At 72.4% G+C, this 21,929-nt stretch carries 20 protein-coding genes and 1 tRNA gene; 17 read left to right on the top strand and 4 right to left on the bottom strand.

The features are described 5' to 3' along the window. The first annotated feature begins 120 nt into the window (after window positions 1-120). A complete protein-coding gene (locus KRR39_RS16650; protein ID WP_216938624.1) occupies window positions 121-2,487 on the top strand; it encodes an FdhF/YdeP family oxidoreductase in 2,367 nt (788 codons plus the stop codon). 48 nt (window positions 2,488-2,535) lie between these two features. Here the strand turns inward: KRR39_RS16650 and KRR39_RS16645 are convergent, their stop codons facing one another. Further along, window positions 2,536-3,027 (bottom strand): YajQ family cyclic di-GMP-binding protein, encoded by a 492-nt coding sequence (locus KRR39_RS16645; RefSeq protein ID WP_216938623.1) that lies wholly within the window; start codon window positions 3,025-3,027, stop codon window positions 2,536-2,538. Window positions 3,028-3,138: 111 nt separating this feature from the next. Here KRR39_RS16645 and KRR39_RS16640 point away from each other — a divergent pair. The 4 genes from KRR39_RS16640 (at window position 3,139) to KRR39_RS16625 (ending at window position 6,152) form a co-directional block, all read left to right on the top strand. Next, window positions 3,139-3,220: transfer RNA gene (locus KRR39_RS16640), tRNA-Tyr, on the top strand. A gap of 224 nt (window positions 3,221-3,444) precedes the next feature. Further along, the gene (locus KRR39_RS16635) at window positions 3,445-4,383 is read left to right on the top strand and encodes an ABC transporter substrate-binding protein (protein WP_216938622.1); all 939 of its coding nucleotides are present in this window, start codon (window positions 3,445-3,447) and stop codon (window positions 4,381-4,383) included. Window positions 4,384-4,395: 12 nt separating this feature from the next. After that, window positions 4,396-5,355 carry an amino acid ABC transporter permease gene (locus KRR39_RS16630; RefSeq protein WP_216938621.1) on the top strand — a complete coding sequence of 320 codons (960 nt, stop codon included), beginning with the start codon at window positions 4,396-4,398 and terminating at the stop codon, window positions 5,353-5,355. Next, on the top strand, window positions 5,355-6,152 hold the full coding sequence (locus KRR39_RS16625; protein WP_436971986.1) for an amino acid ABC transporter ATP-binding protein: 798 nt from the start codon (window positions 5,355-5,357) through the stop codon (window positions 6,150-6,152). Before KRR39_RS16630 ends, KRR39_RS16625 begins: the two co-directional genes overlap by 1 nt. 19 nt (window positions 6,153-6,171) lie before the next feature. On the opposite strand, the gene KRR39_RS16620 is transcribed toward KRR39_RS16625, so the two are convergent. Continuing rightward, the gene (locus KRR39_RS16620; RefSeq protein WP_216938620.1) at window positions 6,172-6,948 is read right to left on the bottom strand and encodes an IclR family transcriptional regulator; all 777 of its coding nucleotides are present in this window, start codon (window positions 6,946-6,948) and stop codon (window positions 6,172-6,174) included. Between the two features lie 106 nt (window positions 6,949-7,054). Here KRR39_RS16620 and KRR39_RS16615 point away from each other — a divergent pair, with 106 nt between their 5' ends. The 9 genes from KRR39_RS16615 to KRR39_RS16575 all read left to right on the top strand — a co-directional run bounded on the left by KRR39_RS16615 (window position 7,055) and on the right by KRR39_RS16575 (window position 17,569). After that, complete coding sequence (locus KRR39_RS16615) at window positions 7,055-9,235, top strand: malate synthase G (RefSeq protein ID WP_216938619.1); 2,181 nt, start codon at window positions 7,055-7,057, stop codon at window positions 9,233-9,235. Continuing rightward, window positions 9,235-9,663, top strand: coding sequence for a GlcG/HbpS family heme-binding protein (locus tag KRR39_RS16610; protein WP_216938618.1), 429 nt, complete (start codon window positions 9,235-9,237; stop codon window positions 9,661-9,663). The genes KRR39_RS16615 and KRR39_RS16610 overlap by 1 nt, the downstream gene beginning before the upstream one ends. A gap of 1 nt (window position 9,664) precedes the next feature. After that, entirely contained in the window at window positions 9,665-11,158 is a 1,494-nt protein-coding gene (locus KRR39_RS16605) for an FAD-linked oxidase C-terminal domain-containing protein (RefSeq protein WP_216938617.1), read from the top strand. Beyond that, window positions 11,158-12,414, top strand: coding sequence for an FAD-binding oxidoreductase (locus KRR39_RS16600; RefSeq protein ID WP_216938616.1), 1,257 nt, complete (start codon window positions 11,158-11,160; stop codon window positions 12,412-12,414). The genes KRR39_RS16605 and KRR39_RS16600 overlap by 1 nt, the downstream gene beginning before the upstream one ends. Further along, entirely contained in the window at window positions 12,415-13,794 is a 1,380-nt protein-coding gene (glcF, locus tag KRR39_RS16595; protein ID WP_254185198.1) for a glycolate oxidase subunit GlcF, read from the top strand. 36 nt (window positions 13,795-13,830) lie between these two features. Next, window positions 13,831-15,591 (top strand): L-lactate permease, encoded by a 1,761-nt coding sequence (locus tag KRR39_RS16590; RefSeq protein ID WP_216938615.1) that lies wholly within the window; start codon window positions 13,831-13,833, stop codon window positions 15,589-15,591. Between the two features lie 167 nt (window positions 15,592-15,758). Next, window positions 15,759-16,409: a YceI family protein gene (locus KRR39_RS16585; protein WP_216938614.1), complete on the top strand. Its 651-nt coding sequence runs from the start codon at window positions 15,759-15,761 to the stop codon at window positions 16,407-16,409. 24 nt (window positions 16,410-16,433) lie between these two features. Further along, a complete protein-coding gene (locus KRR39_RS16580; RefSeq protein WP_254185197.1) occupies window positions 16,434-16,940 on the top strand; it encodes a VOC family protein in 507 nt (168 codons plus the stop codon). Further along, entirely contained in the window at window positions 16,937-17,569 is a 633-nt protein-coding gene (locus KRR39_RS16575; RefSeq protein WP_254185196.1) for an alpha/beta hydrolase, read from the top strand. Before KRR39_RS16580 ends, KRR39_RS16575 begins: the two co-directional genes overlap by 4 nt. Here KRR39_RS16575 and KRR39_RS16570 read toward each other — a convergent pair. Next, window positions 17,566-18,612 (bottom strand): 5'-3' exonuclease, encoded by a 1,047-nt coding sequence (locus KRR39_RS16570; RefSeq protein WP_216938612.1) that lies wholly within the window; start codon window positions 18,610-18,612, stop codon window positions 17,566-17,568. The genes KRR39_RS16575 and KRR39_RS16570 overlap by 4 nt on opposite strands. Window positions 18,613-18,771: 159 nt before the next feature. Between KRR39_RS16570 and KRR39_RS16565 the strand changes: the two genes are divergently transcribed. The 3 genes from KRR39_RS16565 (at window position 18,772) to bfr (ending at window position 20,999) form a co-directional block, all read left to right on the top strand. Beyond that, window positions 18,772-20,151, top strand: a complete 1,380-nt coding sequence (locus tag KRR39_RS16565; RefSeq protein ID WP_216938611.1) for an amidase — start codon at window positions 18,772-18,774, stop codon at window positions 20,149-20,151. A 184-nt stretch (window positions 20,152-20,335) separates the two neighbouring features. After that, entirely contained in the window at window positions 20,336-20,530 is a 195-nt protein-coding gene (locus KRR39_RS16560) for a (2Fe-2S)-binding protein (protein ID WP_216938610.1), read from the top strand. After that, on the top strand, window positions 20,517-20,999 hold the full coding sequence (gene bfr / locus KRR39_RS16555; RefSeq protein ID WP_216938609.1) for a bacterioferritin: 483 nt from the start codon (window positions 20,517-20,519) through the stop codon (window positions 20,997-20,999). The genes KRR39_RS16560 and bfr overlap by 14 nt, the downstream gene beginning before the upstream one ends. Before the next feature lie 6 nt (window positions 21,000-21,005). Here bfr and KRR39_RS16550 read toward each other — a convergent pair whose 3' ends face one another. Further along, on the bottom strand, window positions 21,006-21,881 hold the full coding sequence (locus KRR39_RS16550; protein ID WP_216938608.1) for a DICT sensory domain-containing protein: 876 nt from the start codon (window positions 21,879-21,881) through the stop codon (window positions 21,006-21,008). Window positions 21,882-21,929: the final 48 nt, after the last annotated feature.

Below are 21,929 nucleotides of genomic sequence, written 5' to 3'. Positions count from 1 at the left end.
CGTTCTTGCTGCCCCACGGCCGGTCCAGCAGCAAGAACGTCACGGACTATCGCGGGGGGACGCTTGAGAAGTTGGCAGCGTGGTACAGGATTCCTGACGTACGTCGACGAGAGGACTGCCATGACCCGCTGGACCCGTGACCGAGATGTGGACGAGCAGAACGTCGAGGTGCACGACCAGAAGCACGCCGCGGCCGGGATCACCGCCGTGGCGGTGTCGATGAAGCGCTCGCTGGAGCAGATGGGCCCGGTCCGCACCGCGAAGACCCTGCTCAAGCTGAACCAGGCCGACGGCTTCGACTGCATGTCCTGCGCGTGGCCGGACCCGGATCCGGACCACCGGCACACCGCCGAGTTCTGCGAGAACGGCGCGAAGGCGGTGGCCGAGGAGGCCGACACGGCCCGCGTCACCCCGGAGTTCTTCCGGCAGCACTCGCTGGCCGACCTGCGCGAGCGCAGCGAGTTCTGGCTGGGCAAGCAGGGCCGGATCACCGAGCCGATGGTGCTGCGCGAGGGCGCGACGCACTACGAGCCGATCAGCTGGGACGACGCCTTCGCGCTCGTCGGCGGCACGCTGAACGGGCTGGCCAGCCCCGACCAGGCGGTGTTCTACACCTCCGGCCGGGCGTCCAACGAGTCCGCGTTCAGCTACCAGCTGTTCGCCCGCGCCTACGGCACCAACAACCTGCCGGACTGCTCGAACATGTGCCACGAGTCGACCTCGATCGCGCTGCAGGAGGTCATCGGCATCGGCAAGGCCAGCGTCTCCTACCAGGACGTCCTGGACGCCAAGCTGATCGTGATCATGGGGCAGAACCCGGGCACGAACCACCCGCGGATGCTGACCGCGCTGGAGGCCGCCAAGAAGAACGGCGCGAAGATCCTCGCGATCAACCCGCTCAAGGAGGCCGGGTTCACCCGGTTCAAGAACCCGCAGTCGCCGCGCGGCGTCGCCGGCCCCGGCACCGAGCTCGCCGACCTGCACCTGCCGGTCCGGATCAACGGCGACCTGGCGCTGATGCAGGCGATCGGCTCGCTGCTGCTCGAGTGGGGCTGCCTGGACCGCGACTTCATCGAGCGGCACACGGTCGGCTTCGAGGCGTGGGCCACGCACGTCCGCGAGCTCGACTGGACGGCCGTCGAGAAGGCCACCGACCTCTCCCGGGCGCAGATCGAGGAGGCCGCCGGGATGTTCCGGGACTCCCCGGCCACGGTGACCTGCTGGGCGATGGGCGTCACCCAGCACCGCAACGCGGTCGCGACGATCAAGGAGATCAGCAACGTCGCATTCCTGCAGGGCAACATCGGCCGCCCGGGCGCCGGGCTGTTCCCGGTGCGCGGCCACTCCAACGTGCAGGGCGACCGCACGATGGGCATCTGGGAGCGCGCGCCGCAGAGCTTCCTCGACTCGATCCAGAAGGAGTTCGGGTTCAACCCGCCGCGCGAGGACGGGCTGGACACGGTGAACGCGATCCGGGCGTTCCGCGACCACGAGGCCAAGGTCTTCGTCGGGCTGGGCGGCAACTTCGTCGCCGCCGCGCCGGACACCCACATCGCCGAGGAGGCGCTGGGCAACGCCGACCTCACCGTGCAGATCTCCACCAAGCTGAACCGCTCGCACATGGTCCCGGGCCGCCAGGCGCTGATCCTGCCGACCCTGGGCCGCACCGAGAAGGACCGCACCGGCGGCCGCACCCAGCGGATCACCGTGGAGGACTCGGTGTGCGCGGTGCACGCCTCCCAGGGACCGCTCGAGCCGGCCTCCCCGCACCTGCGCTCGGAGACCGACATCGTCTGCTCGATCGCCGAGGCGACCCTCGGCGACCGGCACGGCATCCCGTGGCGGTCGTTCCGGGACGACTACACCGAGATCCGCAAGCGGATCGCGCACGTGGTCCCCGGTTGCGAGGCGTACGACGAGAAGGTCGACCGGCCCGGTGGCTTCGTGCTGCCGCACCCGCCGCGGGACTCCCGCACGTTCGACACCCCGGAGGGTGCGGCGGTGTTCTCGGTGAGCCCGCTCGACGTGCTGCACGTGCCCGAGGGCCGGCTGCTGATGCAGACGCTCCGCTCGCACGACCAGTTCAACACCACGATCTACGGCCTCGACGACCGCTACCGCGGGGTCTCCGGAGGTCGCCGGGTGGTGTTCGTGCACCCGCTCGACATCGCCGAGCTGGGCCTCGAGCCGGACCAGGTCGTGGACCTGGTCAGCGAGTGGACCGACGGGTCGGAGCGCACCGCGAAGGGCTTCCGGATCGTCTCCTACCACCAGCCCCGCGGCTGCGCGGCGGCGTACTACCCCGAGACGAACGCGCTGATCCCGTTGGACTCGGTCGCGCTGCAGAGCAACTGCCCCACGTCGAAGTCGGTGATCATCCGGCTCGACCCGAACGGCCACGGGGCCAGCGGCAGCACCGGTCGCGGCGGCGAGCAGGGCGAGGACGCGGGCCACAAGTCGCACCCGCAGCCCGAGCACCTGAGCTGAGCGGGCGGGAGGCCCGGGTCACCCTGCCGGGGGACCCGGGCCGACCACTCAGCGGTAGTTCTGGAACTGGACGGGGAAGTCGTAGTCCTGGCCCTTGACCAGGGCGATGACCTCCTGGAGGTCGTCGCGCTTCTTGCTGGTCACCCGCAGCTCGTCGCCCTGGACCTGGACCTTGATGCCCTTGGGGCCCTCGTCGCGGATCAGCTTGCCGACCTTCTTGGCCTGCTCCTGGGAGATGCCCTCCTTCAGCTCCACCGAGATCTTGGACTCCCGGCCGGACTGCCGCGGCTCCCCGGCCTCGAGGACCTTGAGGGACTGCTGGCGCTTGATCAGCTTGTCCTTGAACACGTCGAGCACCGCGCTGGCCCGGTCGTCGGCGTTCGCGGAGATCTCCACACCGTGCTCGCCGGAGCGCTCGATCGTCGCGCCGGTGTTCTTGAAGTCGAACCGCTGGCTGATCTCGCGCTGGGCCTGGTTGATCGCGTTGTCGATCTCCTGCTGGTCGAGCTTGCTGACGATGTCGAACGACGAGTCGGCCATGGGGGTGGGTCCTCCTGGGTTGCTGCATGGGTGGTGCGGGCGGATTTAAGTCTCGGATGCTGCTGCGCTATTCTCGTCACTCGGTGAGCCGGAGACAATCCGGGGATCCACGGCAGGTTGCCCGAGTGGCCAATGGGAGCGGACTGTAAATCCGTCGGCTTAGCCTTCGAAGGTTCGAATCCTTCACCTGCCACTGGTGTGCATCCACCAGGCATGCGACCCCCGCCTCGTGCGGGGGTTTTCGTGCGTCTGGGGCCACTTCGGCCGATCGGTCCCGGCCGTTGGGCCCGGACAGCGGGGCCGTTCGGCCCTGGGATCTGCTCGCGGGGCGGACCGACGCTGACACCAAGCAGCGGACTGCGACCTCCCGGGCCCCGGTGGGGCCGCAGCGCGAACGACTCGCCGTGGAGGACCTCGATGCGACACTCCCACCCTCGTCGGCTCGCCCTCCTCGCCACGGCTCCCGTGCTCGCCCTCGCGCTGGCCGGCTGCGGCGGGTCGAGCGGCACGACCAGCTCGGGCACCACCGGCGGCGCGGCCGGCGGGTCCTCGAAACCGGCCGCCCACGTGACCAAGGACGCCGCCCTGGCCGCCAAGGTCCCCTCGGCGATCTCCTCCGACGGGAAGATCACGGTCGGCACCGACGCGACGTACGCACCCAACGAGTTCCTCGCCCAGGACGGCAAGACCGTCATCGGCTTCGACGTCGACCTGTTCGACGCGGTGGCCGCCAAGCTGGGGCTGAAGGCGACCTACGTGCCCACCCCGTTCGGGTCGATCATCCCGGGCATCAGCTCGGGCAAGTACGAGATCGGCGTCTCGTCCTTCACCATCAACAGCGACCGCGAGAAGCAGGCCAACATGGTGAGCTACTTCAGCGCGGGCACGCTGTGGGGGACCAAGCGCGGCAACCCGGCCAAGGTCGACCCCAACGACGCCTGCGGCGCCAAGGTCGCCGTCCAGAAGGCGACCGTGCAGGCCGACGACGTCACCGCGCGCTCCGCGAAGTGCACGTCCGCCGGCAAGCCGGCCATCCAGATCGACCAGTACCAGGGCCAGGACCAGGCGACCGCGGCCGTGGTCTCGGGCAAGGACCAGGCGATGCTCGCCGACTCGCCGGTGATCGCCTACGCCACCATCCAGACCAAGGGGCAGCTGCAGCTGCTCGGCAAGGTCTACGACTCCGCGCCCTACGGCATGGTGGTGGCCAAGAAGGACACCGCGTTCTCCGGCGCAGTCCGGGACGCCGTCGCGTCGTTGATCGCGGACGGCACGTACAAGAAGGTCCTCGACTCGTGGCACGTCGGGTTCGGCGCGATCGCCAAGCCGCAGGTCAACCCGCCGGCCGCCCAGTAGGCGGGCGGCGTGATGACCACCACCAGCTCGCCGTCCCGGACCGGCGCGGAGGTCACCGCGATCCCGGTCCGACACCCGGGCCGCTGGGTCGCCAGCGCCGTCGTGCTGCTGCTGTCGGCCATGTTCGTGCACATGCTGGTCACGAACCCGGCGTTCCAGTGGTCGTTCATCCGGGCCAACGCGTTCTCCGCGCCGGTGATCAACGGCGCGAAGAACACCCTGGTGCTCACCATCTTGTCGATGGTCATCGGCGTGCTGCTCGGCATCGTGCTCGCGGTGATGCGGCTGTCGCCGAACCCGGTGCTCTCCGGCGGCGCCTGGGTGTACGTCTGGTTCTTCCGCGCAGTGCCGCGCGTCGTGCTGCTGATCCTGTTCGGCAACCTGGGCGTGCTCTACGCGCGGTACGACGTCGGGATCCCCTTCGACCGGCAGATCGCCGCCCTGACCGGGCTCAGCTTCGACGGCCGGTTCTTCGGGGTCAGCGCCAACACCATCCTCACCGCGTTCGTCGCCGCCCTCCTCGGCCTCGCGCTGTCCGAGGCGGCGTACATGGCGGAGATCGTGCGCGCCGGGATCTCCTCGATCGACGAGGGGCAGACCGAGGCGGCGCAGGCGCTCGGCATGTCCCGGGGCCGGCTGATGCGCCGGATCGTGCTGCCGCAGGCGATGCGGGTCATCGTCCCGCCGACCGGCAACGAGACGATCGCGATGATCAAGGACACCTCCCTGGTCGCGTTCGTGCCCTACTACGAGCTGTTCTTCCAGCTGCAGTCGATCGGCGCGCGCACCTTCCAGCTCTTCCCGATGCTGGTCGCGGCCTGCCTGTGGTACCTCGCGATGACCAGCGTGCTGATGGTGGGCCAGCACTACCTGGAGCGGCGCTACGCGCGGGGCACCCGGCGCAGCACCGACCGGGCCGAGCGCAAGGCGCCGGCCTGGCTGCGGCTGCCGGGCAGCGGGGGCGGTGCGTGATGGCCGAGCCCCGCGAGGCGGAGGAGGCGGCCCCCGGCCAGGTGATGGTCCGGGCCGAGGCGGTGCGCAAGCGGTTCGGCCGGCTCGAGGTGCTCAAGGGCATCGACCTGGAGGTGCTGCCGCGCGAGGTGATGTGCATCGTCGGGCCGTCCGGCTCGGGCAAGTCGACGTTCCTGCGCTGCATCAACCACCTGGAGAAGATCAGCGGCGGCCGGTTGTGGGTCGACGGCGAGCTGGTCGGCTACCGGCAGCGCGGCGAGAAGCTCTACGAGCTGAAGGAGAAGGAGGTCGCCGAGCACCGCCGGGACATCGGGATGGTGTTCCAGCGCTTCAACCTGTTCCCGCACATGACCGCGCTCGGCAACGTCGTGGAGGCGCCGGTGCAGGTCCGGGGGCTGTCCCGGGCGGACGCGCGCGCACGCGGGCTCGAGCTCCTCGAGCGGGTCGGGCTCGCGGACCGCAGCGACATGTACCCCTCCCAGCTCTCGGGCGGTCAGCAGCAGCGGGTGGCGATCGCCCGGGCGCTGGCGATGGACCCGAAGCTGATGCTCTTCGACGAGCCGACCAGCGCGCTGGACCCCGAGCTGGTCGGCGAGGTGCTCGACGTGATGCGCGGGCTGGCCGAGGCCGGGATGACGATGATCGTGGTGACCCACGAGATGGGCTTCGCGCGCGAGGTCGGCGACGAGCTGGTCTTCATGGACGACGGCGTGGTGGTCGAGGCCGGCAACCCCCGGGACGTGATCGGCAACCCGCAGCACGAGCGGACCCAGGCGTTCCTGTCCAAGGTGCTCTGAGGGGCTGTCCTGAGCCCGGTCAGTCCGGGCTGAGCATCCGGCTGGTCAGCTGCCGCCCGGCTTCGTGCAGCAGCGGCACCGCGCGGGCGACCAGGTCGTCGGTCATCCGGGTGACCGGTCCGGACACGGACACCGCCATCCAGGACATCGGCTCCGGGCCCACCGGGACGGCGACGCAGCGGACCCCGGCCTCCTGCTCCTGCTCGTCGAGGGCGTAGCCGCGCTCCCGGACCCCGGTCAGGTCGGCCAGCAGCGCGGACTCGGTGACCAGGGTGTGCTCGGTCTGCGCGGTGAGCCCGACCCGGCGGACGATGCTGCGGACCCGGGCGTCGTCGAGCTGGGCGAGGAGCGCCTTGCCCACGCCGGTGCAGTGCAGGTCGACCTGGCGGCCGACCTCGGTGAACATCCGCATGGTGTGCCGCGACGGCACCTGGGCGACGTACTCCGCGTGGGAGCCGGAGAGGATCGCGAGGTTGGCGGTCTCGCCGAGCGCGTCGACGAGCCGCCCGAGCACGGCCTCGGTGTCCGCGCCCACCATCGAGCTGGCGGTCGCGCCGAGCGGGACCAGCCGGAAGCCGAGCGCGTAGCGGCGGTTGGGCATCTGCCGCATGTAGCCGCGGTCGACGAGCGTGCGGAGCAGCCGGTGCGCGGTGGGCAGCGGTACGTCGGCGGCCGCGGCGATCTCGCCGATGGTCAGGTGCCCGCCGCGGGCCGCCACGACCTCCACGAGGTCCAGCGACCGGTGCACCGACTGGACGCCGCCGTCCCGGCGTTTGACGTTCTCCGGATCGGGCACGCGAGCACCGTCCTTTCTCGGGCACCTGGTTGACAGCCGTGGGTGCGACGCCTAGTTTCCAAGATGAAGATAAACACTTCCACAATACGAAAACCCAGGCAAGGGAGTGGCATGGACGAGCGCGTACAGGTCGGAGGGCTCTCCGTCGCGGAGAGCCTCCATCGCTTCATCGTCGAGGAGGCCCTGCCCGGCTCGGGCGTGGACCCCGAGGCGTTCTGGGCCGGGGCGGACGCGGTCGTCCACGACCTGGCCCCCCCGCAACCGGGAGCTGCTCGCCCGGCGCGAGGAGCTGCAGGCCCGCATCGACGAGTTCCACCGGGAGCACCCCGGTGTGCCCGACGCGGAGGCCTACACCGCCTTCCTGACCGAGATCGGCTACCTGCTCGACGAGCCGGCCGACTTCGAGGTCAGCACCGCCGGCGTGGACGACGAGGTGGCCCGGATCGCCGGCCCGCAGCTGGTGGTCCCGCTGCTGAACGCCCGCTTCGCGACGAACGCCGTGAACGCCCGGTGGGGCTCGCTGTACGACGCGCTCTACGGCTCCGACGTGATCCCCCGCGAGGGCGACCTGGCACCCGGCGAGAGCTACAACACCGTGCGGGGCAACGAGGTCATCGCCCGGGGACGCGCGCTGCTCGACGCGCACTTCCCGCTGGCCGACGGCTCGCACGTGGACGCCACGGCCTACGCCCTGGACGACGAGGGCCTGGCCGTCACCGTCAAGGACGCCGTCGTCCGGCTGGCCGACCCGGCGCAGCTCGTCGGCAGCCGCGGCGACGCCGCAGCCCCCGAGGCGGTGCTGCTGGTGCACCACGGGCTGCACGTCGAGATCCAGGTCGACCGCGAGGACGCGATCGGCTCGACCGACGCCGCCGGGGTCAAGGACCTGCTGGTCGAGGCCGCCGTCTCCACGATCATGGACCTCGAGGACTCCGTGGCCGCGGTCGACGCTGACGACAAGGTCGTGGGCTACCGCAACTGGCTGCACCTGATGGACGGACGGCTCGCCGAGGAGGTCACCAAGAACGGCAGGACCTTCACCCGGGCGATGAACCCGGACCGGGTCTACACCGCCCCCGACGGCGGGGAGGTGACGCTGTCCGGCCGCTCGCTGCTGTTCATCCGCCAGGTCGGCCACCTGATGACCACCGACGCGGTCCTCGACCGCGACGGCAACGAGGTGCCCGAGGGCATCCTGGACGCCCTGGTCACCGGGCTCGGCTCCATGAAGGACCTGCGCGGCGAGTCCGGCCTGGCCAACTCGCGCACCGGGTCGATGTACGTCGTCAAGCCGAAGATGCACGGCCCGGACGAGGTCGCGTTCACCGTCGAGCTGTTCACCCTGGTCGAGCAGGTCCTCGGCCTGCCGCCGCTGACCATCAAGGTCGGGATCATGGACGAGGAGCGGCGGACCACGCTGAACCTCAAGGCCTGCATCGAGGCCGCGCGGGAGCGGGTCGCCTTCATCAACACGGGCTTCCTGGACCGCACCGGCGACGAGATCCACACCTCGATGCTGGCCGGCCCGGTCGTCCGGAAGAACGACATGAAGGGCGAGACCTGGATCAAGGCCTACGAGGACTCCAACGTCGACATCGGGCTGGCCTGCGGGCTGCTCGGCCGCGCCCAGATCGGCAAGGGCATGTGGGCCGCGCCGGACAGCCTGGCGGCGATGATGGAGGCCAAGATCGGCCACCCGAAGGCCGGCGCGAGCTGCGCCTGGGTGCCGTCGCCGACCGCCGCCACGCTCCACGCGCTGCACTACCACCAGGTCGACGTCCGGGCCCGGCAGGAGGAGCTCCGGGGCGGCCGCCGCGCCACCCGGGCCGACCTGCTGACGATCCCGCTCGGCGACCCGGACTCCTGGAGCGCCGAGGACCGGCAGGCCGAGATCGACAACAACCTCCAGAGCCTGCTCGGGTACGTCGTGCGCTGGGTGGACGCCGGCGTCGGGTGCTCCAAGGTCCCCGACATCACCGGTGAGCCGCTGATGGAGGACCGCGCGACCTGCCGCATCTCCGCGCAGCACGTCGCCAACTGGCTGCACCACGGCGTGGTGAGCGCCGACCAGGTCGACGAGACGCTGCGCCGGATGGCCGCCGTGGTCGACGAGCAGAACGCCGGCGACCCGACGTACGACGCGATGGCGCCGGACTTCGACGGCGACGCGTTCCTGGCGGCACGGGCGCTGGTCTTCGAGGGCCTCGAGCAGCCCAGCGGCTACACCGAGCCGATCCTGCACCGCCGCCGCGCCAGCCGGAAGCTGCACGAGAAGGGACGCTCCTGATGAGCCTCGACCTGGACACCGCCCGCACGATCATCGCCGGGACGCGTGCGCACGCGGCCGGCGCGGGCTTCAAGCCGATGACCGTCGTGGTCCTGGACGCCGGCGGGCACGTGGTGGCCGTCGAGCGCGAGGACGGCTCGTCGATGAAGCGCTTCGAGATCGGCTTCGGCAAGGCCTACGGCGCCCTGTCGCTCGGCATGGGCTCCCGGTCGATCATGGGCCGCGCCGAGCAGCAGCCGTACTTCATCGCCGCGGTCACCTCGGCCGTCGGCGGGTCGATGGTGCCGGTGCCCGGCGGGGTGCTGGTCCGCGACGGGGGAGGCGCCCTGCTCGGGGCGGTCGGCGTCACCGGCGACACCTCGGACAACGACGAGGCGGCTGCGGTCGCGGGCATCGAGGGCGCCGGGCTCACCGCCCAGGCGGACTGACATGGCGGCGCAGGAGAGCGAGGTCCCGGCCACGACCCCCGGTATCGAGGCGGTCGCCGCCGTCGCGCGCCGGCTGCTGCCGGAGGCGGGCGTGATCACCGACCGGGCCCGGCTGCGCACCTACGAGTGCGACGGGCTCGCGCACTACCGCGTGACGCCGGCCCTGGTCGTCGTACCGGAGGACGCGGCGCAGCTCGCGGCCGTGGTCCGGGCGTGCGCCGAGCACCTGGTCCCGTACGTCGCCCGCGGCTCGGGCACCGGCCTGTCCGGCGGCGCCCTGCCGCACGCGGAGGGCGTGCTGATCGTGACCTCGCGGATGCGGGCGATCACCGCGATGCGTCCCGAGGACCAGCGCGCGGTCGTCGAGCCCGGCGTGATCAACCTCGACGTCACCCGGGCCGCGACCCCGTACGGCTACTACTACGCGCCGGACCCGTCGAGCCAGCAGATCTGCTCGATCGGCGGCAACGTCGCGGAGAACTCCGGCGGCGCGCACTGCCTGAAGTACGGCTTCACCACCAACCACGTGGTCGGCGCGGACTTCGTCACCGCCGACGGCGACACGGTCGCGCTCGGCGGGGCCGCGCCGGACAGCCCCGGCTACGACCTGCTGGGCGCGGTGGTCGGTTCCGAGGGCACGCTCGGCATCGTCACCTCTACGACGGTCCGGCTGGTCCGGCTGCCCGAGGAGGTGCGCACGATCCTGGTGGGCTTCGAGTCCACCGACCAGGCCGGTGCGGCGACGTCGGCGATCATCTCGGCCGGGATCGTGCCGGCCGCCATCGAGATGATGGACGCGCTCGCGATCGAGGCCGCCGAGGCCGCCGTGCACTGCAACTACCCGGACGGGGCCGGTGCGGTGCTGGTCATCGAGCTCGACGGCGCGTCGGTCGAGGTGGAGCAGGAGTACGCCGAGGTCGAGCGGCTCTGCGCCGAGAACGGCGCCTTCGAGCAGCGGCTGGCCACCGACCCGGTCGACCGGGCGCTGATCTGGAAGGGCCGCAAGTCCGCGTTCGCGGCGGTCGGCCGGATCAGCCCCGACTACATCGTCCAGGACGGCGTGATCCCGCGCACCGCGCTGCCGCAGGTGCTCAAGGCGATCGCCGACCTGTCGAGCTCGTCCGGGGTACGGGTCGCCAACGTGTTCCACGCCGGCGACGGCAACCTGCACCCGCTGGTGCTCTTCGACGACGCCGTCGAGGGCGCGGGCGAGGCCGCCGAGAAGGTCAGCGGCGCGATCCTCGACCTGTGCATCGAGCACGGCGGCTCGATCACCGGCGAGCACGGCGTCGGCATGGACAAGGCGAAGTACATGCCCCGGATGTACACCGACGACGACCTGGACACCATGCAGATGGTGCGCTGCGCCTTCGACCCCGACAACATCTCCAACCCCGGCAAGGTGTTCCCCACCCCCCGGCTCTGCGGGGAGGTGCCCGGACGTCACAAGGGGGCGCACCCGGCGCAGGAAGCCGGCCTCGCGGAGGTCTTCTGATGAGCACCGGAACGCTCGACCGCACGGCGCGCGAGGCGATCGCCTCGGCCTGCGCGGACGTGCACGACCCGCAGCCCGCCGACCACGTCGACGGGGTCGTCCCCGGGCTGGTCGCCCGACCGGCCGACACGGCGCAGGTCGCCGAGGTGCTGCGGGCGGCCACGGCGCACGGGCTGAGCGTCGTGCCGCGCGGCCGCGGCACCAAGATGACCTGGGGCACCCCGCCCGCCGGCGCCGACGTGCTGCTCGACGTGAGCGCCCTCGACCAGGTCCTCGACCACGCCGCCGGCGACCTGATCGTGGCCACCCAGGCGGGCGCCCGGCTCCGCGACGTCCAGGACGTCGTCGGCCGCGGCGGCCAGCGCCTCGTCCTCGACGAGACCGTCCCCGGCACCAGCATCGGCGGCCTGCTCGCCACCAACACCAGCGGTCCCCGTCGGGTCGCCACCGGCACCGCGCGCGACCTGCTGATCGGCATCACGCTGGTCCGCGCCGACGGTGTGGTCGCCAAGGCCGGTGGCCGGGTGGTGAAGAACGTGGCCGGCTACGACCTCGGCAAGCTGCTGATCGGCTCGGCCGGCACGCTCGGCGTGATCACCGACGCGACGTTCCGCCTGCACCCCGTACCGGCCGCGCACCGTTGGGTGCACGCCCCGTGCGACGACCCCGCGCAGGCCCAGCGGCTCGCGCAGGCGGTCGTGCACGGCCAGGCCGTGCCCTCCGCGGTCGAGGTCGGCTGGGCCCACGGGCACGGGACGGTGAGCGTGCTCCTCGAGGGCCGCGAGGACGGCGTCGCCGGCCGGACCGCGATGGTCCGCGCCCTGCTCGGCGAGACCTCGACGGACGCGGACGACGCCCCGGGCGGCGGGTCGACGTACCCGTGGGAGCTCGGGGCCACCGGCGACGACCGGGCCACCGCCCTCAAGCTGACGTTCGTGCTCTCCGGGCTGGCCGACGTGCTGGCCGCGGCGGGGGAGACCGGCGTGGCCCTGCGGGGCTCGGCCGGCGCGGGCGTGGCCTACGCCGCGGTCCCGGCCGGCACCCCCGTCGAGGCCGTCGCCGCGACGCTCGCCCGGTTGCGCGAGGTCTGCACCCGGCACGGCGGCAGCACCGTCGTCGTGGACGCACCGGCCGGCGTCAAGGCCGGCGTGGACGTGTGGGGCCCGATCCCGGCGCTCGACCTGATGCGCCGCGTCAAGGACCAGTTCGACCCCGACCACCGGCTCGCGCCGGGCCGCTTCGTGGGAGGCATCTGAATGACCGACACGTCCGAGCACGACACCAGCGGCACCCTCGGGGAGATGGGGGGCATCGTCGACCTCGGCATGCCCGCACCCGGCGGCGCTTTCGACGACCACAACCCGCCCGACGCGGCGCTGATCGGCGACTGCGTGCACTGCGGGTTCTGCCTGCCGACCTGCCCGACCTACGTGCTGTGGGGCGAGGAGATGGACTCCCCGCGCGGCCGGATCTACCTGATGAAGGAGGGTCTCGAGGGCGAGCCGATGAGCGACTCGATGGTGTCGCACTGGGACGCCTGCCTCGGCTGCATGGCCTGCGTCACCGCGTGCCCCTCGGGCGTGCAGTACGACACGCTCATCGAGCAGACCCGCGCCCAGGTGGAGCGCCACCACGAGCGGTCGCCGAAGGACCGGGCGCTGCGCGGGCTGATCTTCTCGCTGTTCCCGCACCCCAAGCGGCTCCGGCTGCTCCGCGGGCCGCTACGGGCACTGCAGGCCACCGGCCTCGACCGCGCGATGCGCCGCACCGGCCTGCTGGAGCGGCTGTCCCCGCAGCTCGCCGCGATGGAGAGCCTCGCCCCGCGGCTGGGCCGGCCCGAGCCGCTGCCGCCGTACATCCACGCCAGCGGTGAGCGCCGGGCCGTCGTCGGCCTGCTCACCGGCTGCGTGCAGGGCGCGTTCTTCCCCGGCGTGAACTCCGCGACCGCGCGGGTGCTGCAGGCCGAGGGCTGCGACGTCGTGGTGCCGGCGTCCCAGGGCTGCTGCGGCGCGCTGTCGGTGCACAACGGCCGCGAGGAGGAGGCGCAGGGGTTCGCCCGCCGGCTGGTCGACTCCTTCGAGTCCTCCGGCGTCGAGCGGGTCGTGGTGAACGCCGCCGGCTGCGGCTCCACCATGAAGGAGTACGCCGACCTGCTGGCCGACGACCCGGCGTACGCCGCCCGGGCCCGCGCCTTCGCCGAGAAGGTCCGCGACGTCTCGGAGATCCTCGACGAGCTCGGGACGGTGGCCCCGCGGCACCCGCTCGACATGACGATCGCCTACCACGACGCCTGCCACCTCGCGCACGCCCAGGGCGTCCGGGCCCAGCCGCGCCGGCTGCTCGAGGCGATCCCCGGCCTGTCGCTGAAGGAGATCGCGGAGCCCGAGCTGTGCTGCGGCTCGGCGGGCATCTACAACATCGTCAACCCCGAGCCGGCCCGCGAGCTCGGCGACCGCAAGGCCGCCAACATCGTCGCGACCGGGGCCCAGGTGCTGGTCACCGCCAACCCCGGCTGCCTGATGCAGGTCACCTCGGCGATCCAGCGGTCGGGGCACCCGATGGGGATGGCGCACACCATCGAGGTGCTCGACGCCTCCATCCGGGGTGCCCCGGTGAGCACGTTCCTCCCCGCCTAGTCCGTCCACTCACCTCAGCCTCGTTCGGGAGAAGCCATGTTCCAGCAGGACCTCCAACCGGTCGGCGACTCGCTCGCCCTCACCGCGCTCTGTGCAGCCGTCCCCCTCGTCACCCTGTTCGTGCTGCTCGGCGGTCTGCGGCTCAAGGCGTGGGTGGCCGGCCTGATCTCGCTGGTCGTCGCGCTCGTGGTCGCCGTCGTGCTGTTCGGGATGCCGCTGGGGCAGGCGCTGCTCGCCGGCACCGACGGCGCCGCGTTCGGCTTCTTCCCGATCCTCTGGATCGTGATCAACGCGATCTGGGTCTACAACCTGACCGTGGCCTCGGGCCACTTCGACGTGCTCCGGCGGTCGTTCGAGAAGGTCAGCCCCGACCAGCGCATCCAGGCGATCATCATCGCGTTCTGCTTCGGTGCGCTCCTCGAGGCGCTCGCGGGCTTCGGCACGCCGGTCGCGATCACCGTGGTGATGCTCATGGCGCTGGGCTTCCGTCCGGTGAAGGCCGCGGCGGTGGCGCTGATCGCGAACACCGCGCCGGTGGCCTTCGGCGCCCTGGCCACCCCCATCGTCACGCTGGCGTCGGTGACCTCCGCGGTGAACAGCGACCCCCGCCTCACCGTGGACGGCATCGGTGGCATGGTCGGCCGCCAGACCCCGCTGCTCGCGGTGATCGTGCCGCTGATCCTGGTCTTCGTGGTCGACGGCCGTCGCGGGGTCAAGGCCACCTGGCTCCCGGCCCTGGTCTGCGGCGTGGCGTTCGGCCTCGCCCAGTTCGTCGCCGCCAACTACGTCTCGGTGCCGCTGGCCGACATCGTCGCTGCGCTGGTCTCGGCCGCCTCGGTGGTCCTGCTGCTGCGCGTGTGGACGCCGGCCGAGGTGCTCACCGCCGAGCAGGCCGGTGCCGAGGAGGACGAGCTCGAGAGCGGCCGCGCGCAGGGTCGCGCGGCCCGGCGCTCGCCGCACGGCATCTCGACGTCGGTCACCGGCTCGACCGGTCGCGGCGCCGGCAGTGGGGCCGTGGCCTCGGCCTCGACCTCGCCGGAGGTGCCGCGCGACAGCGGTGCGGACATCGCGAAGGCCTACGCGCCGTACCTCGTCATCATCGTGATCTTCTCGATCGTCAACATCCCGGCGGTCGTCGACTTCCTGGCCAAGGAGCCGTTCACCTACTCGTTCAACTGGCCCGGCCTGGACATCACCAACCCCTCCGGCGACCCGGTCGCCACGGTCTTCAAGTTCAACTGGCTGCCCGCGGCCGGCACGCTGATGATCTTCGCCGGCATCATCACCGCGGCGATCCTCAAGGTGTCCCCGGCCCAGGCCGCGCGGACCTACGTGCGCACCTACGTCGAGCTCAAGTCGGCGATCGTCACCGTGATGGCGGTGCTGGCGCTGGCCTACGTGATGAACCTGTCCGGGCAGACCACCTCGCTCGGCGCCTGGCTCGCCGGTGCGGGCGGGGCCTTCGCGATCCTCTCGCCGATCCTCGGCTGGATCGGGGTGGCGGTGACCGGGTCCGACACGTCCGCGAACGCGCTGTTCGGGGCGCTGCAGGTGCAGACGGCCAAGGACGCCGGCCTGGACCCGCTGCTGATGGCGGCCGCGAACTCCTCGGGTGGCGTGCTCGGCAAGATGGTCAGCCCGCAGAACCTGGCGATCGCGGCGGCAGCCGTCGGGATGGCCGGCAAGGAGGGCGACATCTTCCGCAAGGTGATCGGCTGGAGCCTCGCGCTGCTGGTGCTGATGTGCGTGATCGTCGGCCTGCAGTCCACCCCGGTGCTGGGCTGGATGGTCCCCTAGCCCTCCCGAGATAGTCCGTGACGTTCTTGCGCTGTTCCGGTACCCGGAACAGCAAGAACGTCACGGACTATCCACGTGGGGTGAGATCTAGATGACAGTTGATAGTTCAACTAAAGAGGTGTAGAGTCAGGGTCATCGCTTGAACCTACAACTTTCTGGGAGTCATCATGGGTCTGTTCAACCGCTCCACCAAGACCGCGCCGGTCACCGCCGCCGCCCCCGCGACCGCTGCTCCGGCCGCCGCGTTCTTCGACGCCGGCACCACGGCCGTCGACGACATCGCCGGCGACTACACCCTCGACATCACCCACACCCGCATCGGCTTCTCGGCCCGCCACGCGATGGTCACCACGGTTCGCGGCCAGTTCACCGAGTTCGAGGGCAGCGCGCACCTCGACACCGCGAACCCGTCGGCCTCCTCGGCCAAGGTCAACATCCGCGCCGCCAGCATCTCCACCGGCCAGGCCGACCGCGACGGGCACCTCGTCTCCGCCGACTTCTTCGACGCCGAGACCTTCCCCGAGCTGACCTTCGTCACGACCGACGTACGCCGCGCCGACGCCACCACCTGGGCCGTCACCGGCGACCTCACCATCAAGGGCGTCACCCACCCCGTCTCGATCGACTTCGAGTCGACCGGCTCGGCCAAGGACCCCTTCGGCAACCTGCGGGTCGGCTTCGAGGGCAGCACCTCGATCAACCGCAAGGACTGGGGCCTGACCTGGAACGCCGCGCTGGAGACCGGTGGCGTGCTGGTCAGCGAGAAGATCAAGCTGGAGTTCGACGTGTCGGCCATCGCCGTGCCCGCCGCCTCCTGACCCTCTCTTCCCTCGAGGAGTGACATGACCATCTCCGCCGTACGCCTGAACCACGCGGTGCTCTTCGTCTCCGACCTGGAGCGGGCGCTGGACTTCTACGTCCGCGCCTTCGGCACCGAGGTGGTCGCCCGCGAGCCCCGCGCGAACGCCGCCTTCCTGCGGATGCCGGGCTCGGAGAACCACCACGACCTCGGCCTGTTCGGGATCGGCGCGGACGCACCGCCGCGCCGACCCGGGACGGTCGGGCTCTACCACCTGGCCTGGCAGGTCGACACGATCGAGGACCTCGAGCAGGCCCGGCTGACCCTGGCGAACCTCGACGCCTTCACCGGTGAGTCCAGCCACGGCGCCACGAAGAGCGTGTACGGCGTCGACCCGGACGGCAACGAGTTCGAGGTGATGTGGATGCTGCCGCGGGCGTCGTGGGGCGAGATGGCCGCCAGTGCGACCACCGAGCGGCTCGACCTCGCCGACGAGGTACGTCGATGGGGCGGCCGCCGGACGGCGGGCCGGATCGTCGAGGACGCGTGAGCGCCGCGTTCGGCGAGCCGGTCGCGACGTACCGCGGCTCGACGGACCCGGACGCCCCGCTGGTGGTGCTGCTGCACGGCCGCGGGTCCGACGAGCAGCAGATCGCCGCGCTGGCCGACCACCTGCCGCAGCAGCTGGCCTACGCCGCGGTCCGCGCGCCGATCGCCGAGGGCGGCGGGTACGCCTGGTTCGCGAACCGCGGCATCGGCCGGCCGGTCGCGTCCTCGCTCGCCGAGACGACGGCCTGGTTCCGGGCCTGGCTGGACGCCGAGCACGCCGGACGGGACGTGCTGCTGGTCGGGTTCAGCGGCGGCGCGGCGTTCGCCGGCGGGCTGCTGCTGGCCGAACCGGCGCGCTGGGCGGGCGCCGCGATCCTGCTCGGCACCCTGCCGTTCGACGCCGGCGTCCCGACCGGTCCCGGCCGGCTGTCCGGCGTACCGGTGCTGGTCGCGCAGGGCGACGCCGACACTGTGATCCCGCGCGAGCTGCTGGACCGCACCTGGACCTACCTGCACGACGAGTCGGGCGCGACGCTCACCGCGCACCGCGACCCCGGTGGCCACGGCATCTCGGCCGGGACCCTCGCGGTCCTCACGGCCTGGCTGACCGCGACGGCCCGGGAGCACTAGAAGAGGGTGCCCTGCACCGAGGCGGGCTCGGGCTCGACCGGCCTGCGCAGCGGCGGGTGCCGCATCGGCTGAGGGCGCGGCCGGGGCACCCACCCGGCGTCGACGTCTACCGGCTGGGGGCCGACGGACTCCTTGCCGGTCAGCGCCCGGACCGCGGTCGGGACGTGCAGCTCCAGGCGGGTGAAGGTGGCCCGCACCGCCGCCTCGTCGAGGGGCAGGCAGCCGATCCCGGCGTCCAGGTCCAGGCCGAGCGGCGCCGTGGTGTGCATCGTCATCACCTGGCAGTTCAGCGCCCAGCGGGCCCGCGCCTCCGGGTCGGCGAGCTTGCGGGCCGTCGAGCGGCCGAGCACCCGGGTGCACCGCTCGCCGTCGCCGGCCGCGTCGTCGAACGCGGCGGCCGCGGAGCCGAACTCCGCGAGCAGCCGGGCCGCCGTCTTGGGCCCGATCCCGCTGACCCCCGGGAGGTTGTCGGAGGTGTCCCCGCGCAGCGCCGCGAAGTCGGTGTACTGCTCGGGGCGCACGCCGGTCACCATCACCAGCCGCTCCGGGTCGAGCAGGGGAGAGGCGTCGACGCCGCCGTTGAGGATCCGCAGCATCCGGGTGTGCCGGTCGATCAGCGCGAAGGAGTCCCGGTCGGAGGTGGCCACGACGGTCCGGGCCCCCACCGTCGGCGCGTAGGCGGCCGCGCTGGCCAGCACGTCGTCGGCCTCCAGGCCCTCGGGCACCGCGACCACGACGCCGAGCGCCCGCAGTACGTCGATCGCGGTGTCCAGCTGCTCCTCGAGCGACTCGGGTTTGGGGTCGCGGTGCGCCTTGTAGGTGGGCCAGCGCTCCCGCCGCGAGCTGGCCTCCCGGTCGTCGAACCCCACCACGACGGCGTCGGCGCAGACCCGGTCGACGGCCGCGACGAGCTGGGAGAGCAGGCCCCGCACCGCCCACATCGGCCGGCCGTCCGGCGTCCGGAACCCGGTGCGCGCGGACGCGTGGAAGCTCCGGTGCAGCAGCGAGTTGCCGTCGACGGCGAGCAGGACACGAGGAGACATCGACGCCCAGCCTAGGCGCTGGCGCCGACAGCGGCTCCGGCGAGCCGGCTCCGCACGCGGCGTGGACGGTCCGCCCGCGGTGTGCCGTGGGTGGAGCGTCCATAACCCCGCGTTACAGCGGGTCACACCGGTGAAACATCGACCGCCTAGCCTCCCGGCATGAGCCCTCCGACGTACGCCGCGCCGCTGACCGACCTGGGCGCGACCCGGCTCGCGGCGCTGGTGACCGCCCGCGAGGTCTCCGTCGTCGAGGTCGTGCAGGCGCACCTGGACCGGATCGCCGCGACCGAGCCGACCGTCCGCGCCCTGGTGCACGTGGACGGCGCCGACGCCCTGGACCGGGCCCGCCGGCTCGACGTACGACGGGCGGAGGGGGCCGACCTGGGGCCGCTGGCCGGCGTGCCCGTCGTGGTCAAGGACAACGTCGACGTGCGCGGGCAGCAGACCACCTGCGGCTCGAAGGCCTTCGGGGCCGCCGCGCGCGTGGACGCCGAGGTGGTGCACCGGCTGCGCGCGGCGGGCGCGGTGGTCGTCGGCCGGTCCAACATGGACGAGCTCGCGATGGGCGCCTCCACCCAGACGTCGGCCTACGGGCGCACCCACAACCCGCACGACCCGCGGCGCAGCGCCGGCGGCTCGAGCGGCGGGTCGGCCGCGGCCCTGGCCGCCCACCAGGTGCCGCTGTCGATCGGCACCGACACCGGCGGCTCGGTGCGCGAGCCGGCCTCCCAGTGCGGCGTCGTCGGGATGGCGCCTACCCCCGGGCTGGTGCCGATGCGCGGCGTGGTGCCGTTCGCGCCGGGCCTGGACCGGGTCGGCCCGCTGGCCCGCACCGTCGAGGACACCGCGCTGCTGCTCAGCGTGATCGGCGGGCGTCCCGGGCTGGCCGCGGCCACCGCCGACCCGGACGTCCGCGGCCTGCGGGTCGGGGTGCCGGCCGAGCTGCGCACCTCCCGCAACGAGGTCGGCGTCCTGGCCCGGCTGGACGCGACCGTCGAGCTGCTGCGGGAGCTGGGCGCCGAGGTGGTCACGGTCTCGGCCCCGGCGGCGGGGCGGGCGCTGGCGACGTACCTCACGGTCACCTCGGCGGCGAGCGTGCCGGTGCTCGCGCCGTACGTCCGGACCGGGCTCGCCGGCGCGGAGGTGGAGCGCCGCTACGCGTGGGGCCTGGAGCTGCTGCGGGAGATCCCGAGCCCGCTCGAGGTCGCCCAGGTGGCCCGCGAGATCCTCGCCGGCCAGGTGACTGAGGCCCTCGACGGCTGCGACCTGCTGCTCTCGCCGACGATGCCGACCACCGCCCCGCTGCTGGAGGGGCACGCGAGCGCGGAGGACCTGGCCGACCCGATGGCGGCGCCGTACACCGACTGCTGGACGGTGGTCGCGAACCTCGTCGGCCTGCCCGCCGTCTCGGTGCCCAGCGGCCGGTCCGCCGACGACGGGATGCCGGTCGGCACGATGCTCATGGGCCGCCCGCGCACCGACCACCTGCTGCTGCGGGTGGCCGCCGCGCTGGAGGCCGCGGGCGCCGACCGCCGCTGACGCCGGAGGCCGGCCGGGGGCGGGTGGTGGTCCGTCCCCGACCGGCCTCACCCGGTTTGGTGGGCCACGGGTACCCACCCAGGCGACGATCCACACACCGGGACCGGGACTTGCGCGAAGTTAGGCATGCCTCACATAATTTAGGCCCGCCTAACTTCTGCCGTCGTCGCGAGGGGAGCCCGCCGTGATCGTGTGCCACTGCCGCGTCGTCACCGACCGGGCCGTCGCCGCCGCCGTCCGGGAGGGTGCGCGGTCCCTCGCGGCGGTCTGCCGCTCCACCGGGGCGGGCCAGGACTGTGGCTCCTGCGTCTTCTCGCTCAAGCGGCTGGTGTGCGAGCACCGGCCAGAACTGTCGGAGGTCGACGTTGCAGCCAGCTAGTCCCCGGGTCGTCGAGCTGCTGAACTCGGCGCTGACGTTCGAGCTCACCGTCACCAACACCTACTTCCTGCACGCCCGGATGCTCGACAACTGGGGCCTCGGCCGGCTCGGCAAGGTCTTCTACGACCTGTCGATCGACGAGATGAAGGACGCCGACGCGCTGATCAACCGGATCCTGATGTTCGGGGGTCACCCCAACGTGCAGAAGCTCGGCGGGATCACCGTCGGGGAGGACGCGCACGAGATGCTCCGGCTGGCGCTCGCCTCGGAGAACGCCGCGGTCGCGGAGTTCAACGCGAGCGCGCACGAGTGCCACGCCCTCGGCGACCACGGCACCGCCGCGGTCTTCGAGGAGATGGTCCGCGACGAGGAGCGGCACGCCGACTGGTTCGAGGGTCAGCTCGACGCGGTCGACCGCGTCGGCCTGCCGCAGTACCTCGCGCAGATGGTCGTCACCGACACGCCGTAGCCCGGCTCAGCGCGCCCGGTCGACGTACGCCACGACCCGGTTGAGCAGCGAGGTCGCCGACAGCAGCCCGGCCGGCGGCGGGGCCGGGTCCTCGGCGAGCTCGTAGAGCAGCGGCGCGCCCTCGGGGTGCCCGAGCTGCTGGGCGACCTGGGCACAGGCCCGGGCCGCGTCGCGTACGGCGGCCGGCTCGACGGTCCAGATCGACTCGAACAGCCGCTGCCGGTCCGGCACCGTCGACTGGCCCGGGAGCTCCCAGGCGGTGAGCATCGCGGGATGGTCGGCCGCGTCGCAGACCACCGCCCACTCGCGCCGCATCGGGGCGTCCTCGGGCAGGTCGACGAACGTGGTGCGCTCGACCGGCGCCGGCTCGGCCCCGAAGTCGGCGAAGACGATCGTGGCGCGCGAGACCCGGGCCAGCTCGGTCCAGCGCTCCTCGGCGGCCCGGTAGTAGGGCTCCTTCTGGAACGCCCCGAAGATCATCGGCCGCTCGGCACGCACGCAGCACTCGTCCTCGATCGCCCAGGACAGCGCCAGCAGCGTCGACTTCCGCAGCCGCTGCGGCTGGAGCTGCGGGTGCTGTCGGCGCATCGCGGCGTACACCGAGGGGGCCCCCGGGGCGCTCCCGACCGTCGCCTCCGCCAGCACCACCCCGGCGATCGCGACCTCGAGGCGGGCGCCGCCGTCGCGCCGGCGCACCACCTGGCGGACCAGGTCGACGTCGTGCTCGTCGTAGCGGCGGTGCCCGCTGTCCAGGCGCTGGGGTCGGGGGAAGCCGTGCCGGGACTCCCACATCCGCAGGGTCGCCGGGGCCAGCCCGGTGCGGGTGGCGAGCTCGCCGATGGTGAGGCCGGGGGGTTGCGCGGTGGCGGGGTTGAGGTTCACCATGGCAGGGTAAACCTAAACAAGCCGTTGAGGAAAGTGTTGAAGTTT

It is taken from the genome of Nocardioides panacis, assembly GCF_019039255.1.
Taxonomy (GTDB): Bacteria; Actinomycetota; Actinomycetes; order Propionibacteriales; family Nocardioidaceae; genus Nocardioides_B; species Nocardioides_B panacis.
Note: the sequence above shows the minus strand (reverse complement) of the source record. Positions and strands in the feature narration are given on the sequence as shown.